Genomic DNA, 12075 nt, shown 5'->3' on the forward strand with positions numbered 1-12075 from the left:
CGGTATGCCGTCAAGGCGAAGAGGCTCCGTTATGACGTGCCTGAGGACTATCTGGAGTCTCTCCGTCGGCGGGGCAACGATCCAGGGGAATAAATGAAATTAATGAGCCTGTTGCACAAATCCTTTTCAATGGAGTAAACATAGTGTAGTATAAGGGCCATTAAACAATGAAGGAGACCCCGATGGCCTACAATTTCATTGAATGCAACCGCGAACAGGTCTATTTTTTGCCGCCCAGCTTGCAGGAATGGCTGCCACCCGCAGACCTCGTCTGGCTCGTCCTCGATGCCGTCGAGGAGATGGACCTGAAAGCATTCTACCTGAAGTACCGCGAAGACGGCAAAGGCCAGGCAGCCTTCGAGCCGTCCATGATGGTGGCGTTACTTCTGTATGCTTACAGTCTGGGCATCCGGTCGTCCCGCGAAATCGAGCAGCTCTGCGAACGGGACATTGGGTTCAAGGTCATCGCCGCGAACCAGGTACCGGACCATACCACCCTCTGCCGGTTCCGGAAAGAAAACGGCAAGTCCATGGAAGGCCTATTCATTGATGTGCTCAAGCGAAGCTCCGAAGCCGGGCTGATAAAAGTCGGCGTGGTGGCTCTGGATGGGAGCAAAATCAAGGCCAACGCCAGCCTTGAAGCCAACCGCACCTACGAGCACATCGAGAACGAGGTCAAGAAGATGCTCGTCGAGGCCGAGTCGAAAGATACCGAAGAGGATCGGCTGTATGGAGCGGACAATCGCGGTGACGAACTTCCCATAGACCTTCAGGATCGCACGAGCCGGAAAGCCCGTCTTGCCGCATGCAAGAAGCGGCTCGAAGAGAAAGCCGCAGACGAGGCAGCGAAGCTACAGGCAAAGATCGAAAAGCGGCGGGCCCATCGAGCCGAGACCGGGACAAAGAAGCGCGGCAGAAAGCCCCAAGAACCCGATCCCGAGCCGGAAGCCTCAGCCAAGGCCAATGTCACGGACCCTGAGAGCCGGATCATGAAGACCCGGAGCGGTTATGTTCAGGGATACAACAGTCAGGCCGTGGTCACTGAAGACCAGATCATCATCGCATCGGAAGTAACGGATCAGGAAAACGACATCAACCAGCTTCACCCCATGGTCAAGAAGGCACAGGAGAATATGACCGAGATAGACAAAGAGCAGAAAATTTCGACCGTATTATTGGACGCCGGGTATGTAAGCGAAGACAACCTTGCACACATCGATCCCGATGGACCCGAACATCTCATCGCGACCCAGAAAGACTGGAAGCAGCGACAGGCACTGAGTGATGCCCCTCCTCCCCGCGGCCGGATACCGAAAGACATGACGCTGAGGCAGCGGATGGAACGGAAGCTCCGGACCAAACGGGGACGGGAGTTGTATAAGAAACGCGGTCAGACCGTTGAGCCGGTCTTTGGGCAGATCAAAGACTGCCGCGGGATCAGAAAATTCATGCGTCGGGGACTTGAGGCCTGCGCCCAGGAGTGGAAGCTCATCTGTGCGACGCACAATATCTTGAAGCTCTGGCGAAGCGGGAAGGGAATCGCCGCTCAGATGGCGACATAAGGAAGGGGAAAACCTGCCCCTTCTCCATCCCTTTGATGGTTCAAACCCGGAAGTAGCTTGCCGCTACTCTGGATGGGCTACGTTTAAACGGTAACACTAATATTCGTGCAACAGGCTCTACTGTGCATATCAATAAACATATCCGTCTTCTCTAAGGGAAATTAGGGATAGTTGTCCTTAATTTCCTCATTCAGAAATATAATGCTCTGGACTACCGCAGCCCCTGAAAAAAGGGTCTGCGACAAATTTATGGGTAAACATTTCTCTAAGAGCGTCATTCCCCGCCCCCCCGATCGGAGTCGGAGGGCAGGCCCGATCGGGGGACCGGACAATGGCAACCATAGATAATCCTGATAGTACCAACAAATTTGTCGCAGACCCCTGAAAAAAAAAGAGGGCTTGACACTCTGAAAGAAAAAAGTTTATTCTCTTAAAATTCATGTCTGCTATTCAGTTAAATGAAGGAATATCTCATGAAGGTTAACGATCGTTTTCCAAAAAAAACCAAAGGGAGGTTGGTGATATGGATTGGGGTATAAAAAACCGTCTGAGCCGGTTGGTCCAGCCTGATGGGCACTGCTTTTTTCTGCCGATAGACCATGGATATTTCCAGGGGCCCACCACGTGTCTGGAGAAACCGGGGGAAACCATCAAGCCGCTTCTTCCTTATTGCGATGCCCTCTTTGTGACCCGGGGCGTGCTGCGGGCATCCGTGGAGCCCGTTGGAAGCAAACCCATCATTCTCAGGGTGTCCGGGGGTACGAGCATGGTCGGGAAGGACCTGGCCCATGAAGGGATCACGACCTCTATTGAAGAGATCATCCGCCTCAATGCCTCCGCCGTGGGCATTTCCGTCTTCGTCGGGAGTGATTACGAACATGAGACCCTGATGAATCTTGCGAACCTTGTGAATGTCTGTGAGAATTACGGGATTCCGGTCATGGCCGTGACTGCCGTGGGCAAGGAGCTCTCCAAACGGGATGCGCGCTACCTCGGTTTGAGCTGCCGGATCGCCGCTGAATTGGGCGCCCGGATCGTGAAGACCTACTGGTGCAAGGACGGTTTCGACAAGGTGGTCAACGGCTGTCCGGTTCCGGTGGTCATGGCCGGCGGACCCAAATGTGAGACGGATCGGGAGGTGTTGGAATTCGTCCATGACGGCATGCAAAAGGGATCGATCGGCATCAACCTCGGACGGAATATCTGGCAGGGCAGGCATCCCGTGCCCATGGCCAGGTCGCTGCAGGCCGTGGTTCACGAAAAGGCGACGGTGAGCCAGGCCTTTGAGATCTTCAACGAGATGAAAAACAAGCCGGCATGATTCGTTCGGATGATTAAATAAGGGCAAGCCCCCGGCTTTGCCGGAGGGTGATGATTTGCCGAGGCAGGTCCTATGCGCGTAGCCATGTATTACAACAACCGAGACGTTCGTCTGGAGGAGATGCCGAAGCCGGATATCGGCCCCGGTGAACTTCTGGTCAAGGTGATGGCCAGCGGGATCTGCGGCAGTGATGTCATGGAGTGGTACCGCATCAAGAAGGCGCCGATCGTTCTGGGACATGAAGCGGCCGGGGAGATTGTTGAAGCCGGGGACGGGGTGGACCGGTTCAGGGTGGGCGACAGGGTTTTTGCTTCTCATCATGTGCCTTGCAATACCTGCCGGTACTGTCTGAATAACGACCATACATCCTGCGACCTGCTGCATACCACAAACTTTTATCCCGGCGGTTTTGCTGAATATGTCCGTGTCCCGCCTGTCAATGTGGACCGAGGGACTTTTCTTCTGACGGAAGGGATGTCGTTTGAACAAGGGACGTTCATTGAACCTCTGGCCTGCGTGGTCCGTGGACAAAGATCGGCCGGGCTTCGACCCGGCCGGCATGTCCTCATTCTCGGCGGAGGGATTTCCGGGCTTCTCCATCTTCTTCTGGCGCGTGCCTCAGGAGCCGGCCGGATCGTTGTGACCGATATCAATGAATATCGTTTAAAGGCCGCAGCCGAACTCGGCGCCGACGTGGTTCTAAACGCGAATGAGGATCTGACGGTTCGTTTGTGCGAAGGGAAGGGGGGGAGGCTCGCGGACCTTGTCATCGTCTGTACCTCAGCCCTGCCGGCGTTTAAGCAGGCGCTGAAATGTGTTGACCGGGGAGGGACGATCCTATGTTTTGCGCCCACGGATCCGGGTGTGGATCTTCCCGTACCGGTTTACGCGTTCTGGCGCAGCAATATCAGGATGATTCATTCTTATGGAAGCAGTCCCCTGGACGCAGCCGTGGCGATTGAATTGATTGCACGGGGCAGGGTTCCTGTGCAGAGGATGATTACGCACCGATTGAGCCTCGATGATGCAGGTTTGGGGTTCCGTCTTGTATCAGAAAGCAAGGACTCCATCAAAGTCATTATCGAACCCCACAGATCCTCATAGCCTCCGCTCATATATTAAGGGTCTCGAAATAGAAACGACATCATATCGAAAATTCCTCCCCTCTACGAGCCGTCGGCCGATAAACCTATTCGAGAATATGAATAAATCCCTTACAGCAGGATCAACACCACACCTCCGACCATGAAGACGGCGCCGAGCATCCGTTCGCGGATCCTTTCCTCGCGGAAGAAGATCCAGCCGAAGAGGATGGAAAAGAGGAGACTCGTCCGCTTGATGGAGATGACATAAGGGACCTCTGCAATGCTGAGAGCGGTGAACTGGGCGAAAATCATGATGGTTTGAAAGAGCCCGATGAGAAGGAAGATCCTCTTGCGCGTGAGAAGGGTCTTATAGGCCCCTTGGCTGACCACGCCCAGAAAGGGGAGGCTCACTGCGGCCAGGAGAGGGAAGTAGACGACCCCGAAAAATGCGGGGCTGGAATGCCGGATAGCCACCTTGCCGAGATTGGCCGTGAGGCTGTAGAGAAAGGCCACGATGATCATCTTTCGGGAGCCTTTCTCACGGAGGATGGCCCGGAACGGTTCCAGCCATCCCTTCCGAACAGTGTGCAGGTGGAGAAGGTACCCGCCTGCTGTGATCATGAGGATCCCTGCAATCCCGGATGCGTCCACCCGTTCTCCAAGGATCAGATACGATGTGACGATCAGAAAAACCGGGGTTAACGCCAGGAATGGGATGGTGAGAGAAAGGGGGGACTGCCGGAGCGCATGGGTATAGAGGAGAAGGGCGGTGATCTCCAGGGGAAGGAGGACCAGGATCACCCTGAAAAAGGCGGCGTCCAACGGCGGAATCCGGATCCAGAAAAGGCTCAGGGCCAGAAAGGGGATGCAATATCCCAGCCTCACCCATGCCACCACATAGGGGTCGCTTCGTCCCAGGGCCTTTTTGCTGAGGGCATCCACCACGGCCACTGCGAATGCGGATGCAAGGGAGAGAAAGAACCAGAGCATGGCAGCCTGGATTAACGGGTGAGCTTCCGGATGACCTTGGTTGCCGTCCCTTTGGCCCGGAAGTTGATGAGGAACTCCCTGGCGTTCACATAGGCCTCTTGCTCGATGCTCTTCCGGTACTCGTCAGGTATGCTGTTGATCTCTTTTTTGAATACGGCGGTTGCGAGCTTGATATCCTTTTTTTCTTTCTCGCACCAGGCCTTGATGGCCTTGGACAGGTCGGGCGGAAGGTGCTTATGGGCAATGTTTTGCCATAGTGTGGCCACGTTCCCCTTGCGGACGCCGTGATCCGCAAATTGACTGAGCAGGTGCACTGGGGTGCCGGTGATCCCATGCTGGGCAATGCCCACGTTCCATTTGGAGATGGCATCGAAGATCTCCCGGGTCCGTTTGAGATCGATGTGGACCTCTTCTCCGGGTTTGTAGTTCCCGTGCTTGGAGCCGTTGTTGATGGCAAGAAGATCCGGCGTGATGCCGTTGGCGGTGATCCCTTCCATGAAATCCAATGCGTCTTTAACCGAGGTGATTCTCGCATCGATCCCGGTTCCGAGGATTTCACCCACCTCGGTCTCCAGCCCTGCGCCGGCCTCTCTGGCGATTCGGCCCAGTTCCGTGGAAATCTTCACGTTGTTCCCGGTTTCATTGAATGAGGCGTCCACGGCGATGGAGGTGTAGCCTGCCGCGAGCTCGGCCTCAATCAGGGCCCTCGAGTCCCCGACCACGTCCGGGGCCGGGCTTTTGGTGGTGACATGGTCTCCGTGGATAAAGAAGGGGAGGGTAAACCCCATTTCCTCGGCATAGCCCACCACAGTCTCGAAATAGATGTCAGGGGTCATTCCGGTGTAACCTCCCTTGAGGTTCCCTTCGGATTTTGCCAGTTCAAAGGAGATGACGGCATCCAATTCCCGGGCTGCCCTCATGATTCCGGGGATGACATGTTTGATCCTTGCGTTGTTTGCGATCACGATTACGCTCTCAGGTTTTAAAGCATTCAGGATATCCTTGGAACTCAGGAGACAAACCTTGCTTTTGCTTCCGAGTCTTTTTACGGCGTTCTCCGGTCTGAGATCGAGAATATTTTTGGACATGAGTTCCTCCTCTGATTTTGTGAAAACATAAGAATATCAGCATGTTATATCGGATATCCCGGCTTGTCAAGTGTAAAAACGAAAAAAGTCTTTTTATGGAGTGATGATAATAAAAAGATTAATTTGGCAAATTATTATTGACATTTATAGTAAAAACATATAAATTTGAATATCTTCCGGGGTACGTATCAGTTTGCTCTGTTGCGAATGAACATGTAGGAGTGAAAGATGTACAAGATCGGCAATACCGTAGTCTATCCTTCCCACGGCTTGGGCATCATCGAGTCCATTGAAGAAAAAAATCTGATGGGAACGAAGCAGAAGTTCTATATTCTTAAGATTATGGAAAAGGGGACCCGAATCATGATCCCCTGTGACAATGCGGAGAAGGTGGGACTCAGAGAAGTCATCCCGTCAAACGATGTCAGAAAGGTCGTCAAGGTTCTGAAGGAAAAACCCAAGACTATTCTTCCGAACTGGAACAAACGGTATCGTGAGAGTGTGGAAAAGATAAAGTCCGGATCCATCTATGAAGTTGCAGCCGTATTCAGGAATTTGAGTCTCCTTTCCAAAGATAAAGAACTCTCCTTCGGCGAGAAAAAGATGCTGTGCGAAACCAAGCACCTCATCAGTTCAGAGATCTCACGGGCCAAGGGGATCACCGAACAACAGGCAGAGAAAATTTTAGATACGGCATTAAAATAGATCTTATTGCAGGTTTTTCAGTTTAGCTTTGGCCGTGACGTCGTCAGGCGAAAGGGCGAGGGCCTTTTCCCAGAATTTCCCCGCTTTTTCCTTTAATCCGGACTGATAGTGGGCGTCTCCCAGAAGGAGATAGGCGGGAGCCATATCAGGGGCATATTCAACGGCGTTTTGAAGGTCCTGGATGGCCTCCCCATAGGATTCCCTGCTCAAAGCGGCCGCGCCCAAATGATAAAGCGCCTCAGCATTCTTTGGATTGATCTTCAGCGTTTCCCTCCAGGCCTCTTCCGCCTCCCGGGTATCACCCGAACGGTATAAGGCCGTACCCAAAGCGAGGTAAATCTCCTGGGTGCGGTAATCCATGAGAACGGCCTTTTTAAAGGACTCAACGGCTTCCGTATGACGGTTTGCCTCGATCTGGCGGTTTCCCAATTCATACAGGATGGCTCCATTCGCAGGTTCAATATCCAAGGCATGCGTAAGATCGTCGATGGATTGTGACATGCCCCCTTGTTCGGCATGGAGACGTGAGCGCAGCACATAGGTCCGGCTCCGGTTGGGAAAGAGAGAGACGGCTTGGTTCAGGGCATTTTCGGCCTGCTCGAAATTTCCGTTTTTAAGCAGTTCCTCACCTTGGACAAGGTGTTGGGAAAACCTTTTTTCCTTGGAAGGGATGTTCCTGCTCTTGGGCAGCGCCATGAGACTGATAAACAGGCAGGCCATTATCGCTGCCATGAGAGGAATCCACCGGTTCCTGAAACGAGGACCGGCCTTGATCCTGTTGAACTGATTGAATACAAAGGCCGAATCCGGTGAACTCTCGAACACGGACTTGGGCTTTGACCGATGTTTGAGGAACCGACCGGCATCTGCAATGATCTTGATCTTGCCTGATTTCTTGTCACTGCGATCTGCCGGAGTCAGAATGGGGTCCAAGTCTTTGATGTTCAGGCGCCCATTTTGTGCCTGCTCGACAGCTTTCCGGTGTTCGGTTTCCAACCGCTCTTCAAGGGCTTTTGAGAAATCCTCACGTCCGGTCAGATCCCGGTAATAAGACCGCACTGAGTTGAGGATCCTGCCGCGGTAGTAAATCTGGGTCTGTAAATAGCCCATCTTGCCCCCCATGTCTTCTGTCTGGACATGGAAGGTCATCCCCTGATAGATCACATCCGTATTTAATCCGCTTTTCATGATGCCAGGCCTTTCAAGCCATATATGGCGGCCCAATGATCTCTTATCCCCAGTATAAATCATCATATGACACTTTATCAACAAGAAGTTAGGCATGCAGGAACAGAGATAGAAAATTGTTTTTGGGTTCCATGGTTTATCTTGACGGTATGCCATGAACGTGGTATATAAAAGATAGATCATTTTTTATATAAAGGCCTCTCGAATGGTTCATGCCGCCCATCCGACCAAGAAGTCGATCCTGATCGTGGATGATGAGATTCATGTGCGCGAAGGCCTTTCCGAAATACTCCAGCAGGAAGGTTTTTATGTGGAGACTGCATCCGACGGGAAAGAGGCCATCTCCCTGTCTCTCAATAAGCGGTTTGATCTCATGATTTCCGACATCAAGATGCCGGAAATAGACGGGCTTCAGCTCCTGGATGAGATCCAGAAGGTCAACCCGCAGATTCGTGTCATCATGGTGACCGCTTTTGGTGACGTCCAGACCTACCTGAAGTCCATGCAGCTCGGCGCTCATGAGTATATCAACAAACCGATTCGGATCCAGGAACTCAAACGGGTGATCTCGACCATCATGGAACAGCCCTGATTAGTGATTGAAGGAACGGGATTTGGGTCATTGGGCATCTCTTTTTTGGTTCTTCTCCTCTACGAGCCATCGGCCATTTAGTGGGTAAAAAGGGTTTGAGGGTTCAAGGGTTCAAGTGAAATACTGAAACGTAAGCAAAATCTCCAGAGAAAAACACTGGAACCCTTGACCCCTGATGTTCTCACCCACTCTTTTGGAAATGATCCTCTTTTCTAAAAGCCCTCGATTACACGCTACTTGCTTCCACAGACCATCCATCAGGAATTTCATCTATGACATCCACGCTCCATCTCTGTCAAAAAAATCCATTAAGAACTTGACATTCGTCTCATCTCCCTTTAGATTAAGCTGAAGTAAACCCATTTAAGATATGAATTATGAAGCAATTCTTCTGCAATTCAACAAAACGATTTCCGATTTGCCTCTCTTTGCTTTTTATCTTTTTGATCCAAGAGCCTTCTGCCTTCGCCAAAAGATCTGCCGAGGATCTGTACCGTACAGCGAAAAAGAACGATACAGAACTCGAACAGTCCCCGGAAAAAGAAAAATTCAGGAGCCAGTGGGAGCGGGTCATCCATGGTTTCTTGATGGTTGCGGACCGCTACCCCAAATCCGGCCTGGCCGATGATGCGCTTTACCAAGCCGGCATGGTCACGCTGAAACTCAGGCAGATCTCCAGATCCTCCAGGGACACCGAATCTTCTCTCCAAATTTTTGAACGCTTGTCCAAGACCTATCCGGACAGCCGGTATGCGGACGATGCGCAATACATGATCGGTGAGATCTACCGGACCATTAAAAATGCTCCTGAAAAGGCGTACACGGCCTATGCGGAGATTCCGGAGAGGTTCCCTAAAGGGGACATGGTGAAGGGAGCCAAGGATCGGCTCTCCGAACTTCCGTCACCCGCTCCGGAGAAAGCAGAAGAATCGGATCCATCGAATGGATCCGAACCGTTAGATTCTTCGGACAAGCTGGATGAGCCGTCCGCATCGGATATGAAGATACCGGAACAGCCGGGGATAAACGAAACACCGGCAGCAACGGAAGAAGCAGAAACTCAGAAAAAAGAGGGGCTGCAAGAGGCACATGGAACCACGGAAAGACCAGAAACACCAGAAACACCAGAAACAAAAGGAAATGATCCCAATCAAAACAACGGTAATCCGGTCAACGGTCAGGTCCATGTCCTCGGTATCAGGCACTGGGCAGGAAGTGATTATGTCCGCGTGGTGATCGATCTGGACGGTCCGGTCCGCTTCAAACAGCAGCAGATCTCCAATCCGGACCGGGTCTTTGTGGACATTGAAAACACCCGTCTTTCCCGGGCGCTCAAAAAAGAGCCCATCCATGTCTCCAAAGGATACCTTAAAGCGATCCGGATGGGTCAGTTCAATGCCGATACATCCAGGGTGGTGCTGGACCTTGAGAAGATCAGAAATGTTTCGGTTTTCTATCTTTCAGACCCTGACCGGATCGTCATGGATGTGGCCGGGGACGAATCCACGACCGAAAGGTTGACAAGGATCCGCAGTAAATTAAAGCAGGGGAGCGGCACGCTCACCCTTTCGGAACAGCTCGGCATGAAGGTCGCCAAGGTTGTGCTCGACCCCGGCCATGGAGGCAAGGACCCGGGTTGCATCGGGAAGAGCGGCTTGATGGAGAAAGAGATCACCCTCGACGTGGCCAGACGGTTGAAAAAACTTCTAAAAGAGAATCTCAATCTGCAGGTGATCATGACCCGTGACCGGGATGTCTTTGTCCCGCTGGATGAACGGACAGCCATCGCGAACCGTGAAAAAGCCGACCTCTTTATCTCCATCCATGTCAATGCTGCCGAGGACCCATCACTGAGCGGCGTGGAGACCTGGTTCCTGGATTTTGCGGCCTCAGAGCGCGCCAAGAAGATCGCGGCGCGTGAAAACTTTTATTTTCAAAAACCGAGAAGTGATCTGGACAAGATCCTGAATGATCTCCTCTTCAACAGCAGGACGCAGGAGTCCAGCCGGCTGGCGGGAATTCTTCAAAATGATTTGACAAGCGGTCTGAATCAGAAATTCAAGGATATTCAGAACCATGGTGTGAAAGGGGCCCCATTTGTCGTCCTGGTAGGGGCCAGGATGCCGAGTGTCCTATCCGAGATCTCATTCATGAGCAACCCGACCGAGGAAAGGCGTTTGAAAAGCGCCAAATACCGTCATGATATAGCAAAAAGCCTGTTCAACGGCATTTTTAGGTATGTCAACTCTTCGGAATATGCGTCTTCGGCCAAGAGCCCCAAGAACCAGTCGGAGTGATGTTCTCATGATCACTGAGAAGGACAGGATTTGTATCGTCTGATCGCTCCCGCCGTCAACCTTCACCGTCAGTTGTCGTGATAGATGATCTGTTCCATCCCGAGTAAAGGCCTGTTTGTTATGGAACGAAACCTGAAGCTGATTATTGAGTATCAAGGGACCCGGTACCATGGCTGGCAGATCCAGCCCAATGGGATCAGCATTGAGGAGAAGATCGAGGAGATCCTGGAAAGGCTGACCGGCCAAAGGCCCAAGGTCATAGGCGCCGGCAGGACCGATGCAGGCGTTCATGCCGAAGGACAGACCGCCCATTTCAAGACCCTGAGTTCCATGGATTGCAAGGCCCTCCAGCGGGGAATGAATGCCCTGCTGCCTAACGACATTGTGGTCCTGAACGTTGAGGAAGCCGAGAGGGATTTTCATGCCCTGTTCAGTGCGAAAGGCAAGACGTATCGGTATGTGATCCTGAACCGCGCCCACCCATCCGTTTTTGAGCGGGATCGCTGCTGGCATATCTCACGTCGTCTGGATTTGGATGCCATGAGAGAGGGGGCCATGCCTCTGATCGGCCGGCACGATTTTTCGGCATTTCAGGCTTCGGGCTGTTGCGCCAGAAACCCGGTCCGGGAAATCCGCGGAATCGAAATCCATGCGAAGGACGGTTGGATATCGATCACCGTCTCTGCGAATGGATTCTTAAAATATATGGTCCGGAATATTGTGGGAACCTTGGTCGAGGTGGGGAGGGGGAAGATGGCCCCCATGGATGTCCAGAGAATCCTTGACAGCCGGGACAGGACCCAGGCCGGTCCTACGGCTCCGGCCCAAGGGCTCTTCCTGGTCTTTGTGGACTACGGCTGATCCGGCAGTTATTAAGGTTCTCATAATAGAAACGACATCATGTAGAAAATCCTTCCCCCGATAAACCCATTCGAGGGCAGGCTCTAACCTCCCTTTGCCCCTTCGACTGCGCTCAGGGCAGGCGCCGGGGAGGCATTTCCCCCTCTTTGGAAAAGAGGGGGAAGGACAGTAAATAGGGGACAGTAAATAGGGACAGCGCCCATTTATTGTTAGGGCACTTGTAATGAGACATACATTCTGCATAAATTCTTCCAATATGAAATCTAAAGATAGAAAAATAAATGGGCGCTGTCCCTATTATTACTATTATTAAACGTCCCTATTATTAAACGAATTTGCAGTGAAAAAGCCTTGAAAAATGGTTGGTTCTGTATTATCGTAGGGTC

10 protein-coding genes are annotated in these 12075 nt (G+C 52.2%); 7 read left to right on the forward strand and 3 right to left on the reverse strand.

All coding sequences use genetic code 11. The features are described from left to right. The first annotated feature begins 182 nt into the window (after positions 1–182). The 3 genes from AUK29_01540 (at position 183) to AUK29_01550 (ending at position 3987) form a co-directional block, all read left to right on the forward strand. Complete coding sequence (locus tag AUK29_01540) at positions 183–1562, forward strand: transposase (GenBank protein ID OIP66051.1); 1380 nt, start codon at positions 183–185, stop codon at positions 1560–1562. Positions 1563–2085: 523 nt separating this feature from the next. Beyond that, complete coding sequence (locus tag AUK29_01545) at positions 2086–2883, forward strand: autoinducer 2 aldolase (protein ID OIP66042.1); 798 nt, start codon at positions 2086–2088, stop codon at positions 2881–2883. Positions 2884–2955: 72 nt separating this feature from the next. After that, positions 2956–3987 (forward strand): alcohol dehydrogenase, encoded by a 1032-nt coding sequence (locus tag AUK29_01550; GenBank protein OIP66043.1) that lies wholly within the window; start codon positions 2956–2958, stop codon positions 3985–3987. Positions 3988–4097: 110 nt separating this feature from the next. On the opposite strand, the gene AUK29_01555 is transcribed toward AUK29_01550, so the two are convergent. Continuing rightward, positions 4098–4958, reverse strand: coding sequence for a hypothetical protein (locus AUK29_01555; GenBank protein ID OIP66044.1), 861 nt, complete (start codon positions 4956–4958; stop codon positions 4098–4100). Positions 4959–4969: 11 nt separating this feature from the next. Further along, complete coding sequence (locus tag AUK29_01560; GenBank protein OIP66045.1) at positions 4970–6046, reverse strand: fructose-bisphosphate aldolase; 1077 nt, start codon at positions 6044–6046, stop codon at positions 4970–4972. 228 nt (positions 6047–6274) lie between these two features. On the opposite strand from AUK29_01560, the gene AUK29_01565 reads away from it, so the two are divergent. Then, the gene (locus tag AUK29_01565) at positions 6275–6751 is read left to right on the forward strand and encodes a CarD family transcriptional regulator (protein OIP66046.1); all 477 of its coding nucleotides are present in this window, start codon (positions 6275–6277) and stop codon (positions 6749–6751) included. A gap of 3 nt (positions 6752–6754) precedes the next feature. Here the strand turns inward: AUK29_01565 and AUK29_01570 are convergent, their stop codons facing one another. Then, positions 6755–8122 carry a hypothetical protein gene (locus AUK29_01570; GenBank protein OIP66047.1) on the reverse strand — a complete coding sequence of 456 codons (1368 nt, stop codon included), beginning with the start codon at positions 8120–8122 and terminating at the stop codon, positions 6755–6757. Between the two features lie 22 nt (positions 8123–8144). Between AUK29_01570 and AUK29_01575 the strand changes: the two genes are divergently transcribed. The 3 genes from AUK29_01575 (at position 8145) to AUK29_01585 (ending at position 11689) form a co-directional block, all read left to right on the forward strand. Further along, complete coding sequence (locus AUK29_01575) at positions 8145–8531, forward strand: hypothetical protein (GenBank protein ID OIP66048.1); 387 nt, start codon at positions 8145–8147, stop codon at positions 8529–8531. A gap of 377 nt (positions 8532–8908) precedes the next feature. Beyond that, complete coding sequence (locus AUK29_01580) at positions 8909–10828, forward strand: hypothetical protein (GenBank protein OIP66049.1); 1920 nt, start codon at positions 8909–8911, stop codon at positions 10826–10828. A gap of 120 nt (positions 10829–10948) precedes the next feature. After that, positions 10949–11689, forward strand: a complete 741-nt coding sequence (locus AUK29_01585; GenBank protein ID OIP66050.1) for a tRNA pseudouridine(38-40) synthase TruA — start codon at positions 10949–10951, stop codon at positions 11687–11689. Positions 11690–12075 lie beyond the last annotated feature (386 nt).

The organism is Nitrospirae bacterium CG2_30_53_67 (assembly GCA_001873285.1).
In the GTDB taxonomy this organism is placed as follows: Bacteria; CG2-30-53-67; CG2-30-53-67; order CG2-30-53-67; family CG2-30-53-67; genus CG2-30-53-67.

What these genes read in the sequence shown, in the direction of transcription:
- AUK29_01540 (OIP66051.1), top strand. Translation starts at nt 183, where the DNA reads ATGGCCTACAATTTCATTGAATGCAACCGCGAACAGGTCTATTTTTTG.
- AUK29_01545 (OIP66042.1), top strand. Translation starts at nt 2,086, where the DNA reads ATGGATTGGGGTATAAAAAACCGTCTGAGCCGGTTGGTCCAGCCTGAT.
- AUK29_01550 (OIP66043.1), top strand. Translation starts at nt 2,956, where the DNA reads ATGCGCGTAGCCATGTATTACAACAACCGAGACGTTCGTCTGGAGGAG.
- AUK29_01555 (OIP66044.1), bottom strand. Translation starts at nt 4,958, where the DNA reads ATGCTCTGGTTCTTTCTCTCCCTTGCATCCGCATTCGCAGTGGCCGTG.
- AUK29_01560 (OIP66045.1), bottom strand. Translation starts at nt 6,046, where the DNA reads ATGTCCAAAAATATTCTCGATCTCAGACCGGAGAACGCCGTAAAAAGA.
- AUK29_01565 (OIP66046.1), top strand. Translation starts at nt 6,275, where the DNA reads ATGTACAAGATCGGCAATACCGTAGTCTATCCTTCCCACGGCTTGGGC.
- AUK29_01570 (OIP66047.1), bottom strand. Translation starts at nt 8,122, where the DNA reads ATGATCTATCTTTTATATACCACGTTCATGGCATACCGTCAAGATAAA.
- AUK29_01575 (OIP66048.1), top strand. Translation starts at nt 8,145, where the DNA reads ATGGTTCATGCCGCCCATCCGACCAAGAAGTCGATCCTGATCGTGGAT.
- AUK29_01580 (OIP66049.1), top strand. Translation starts at nt 8,909, where the DNA reads ATGAAGCAATTCTTCTGCAATTCAACAAAACGATTTCCGATTTGCCTC.
- AUK29_01585 (OIP66050.1), top strand. Translation starts at nt 10,949, where the DNA reads ATGGAACGAAACCTGAAGCTGATTATTGAGTATCAAGGGACCCGGTAC.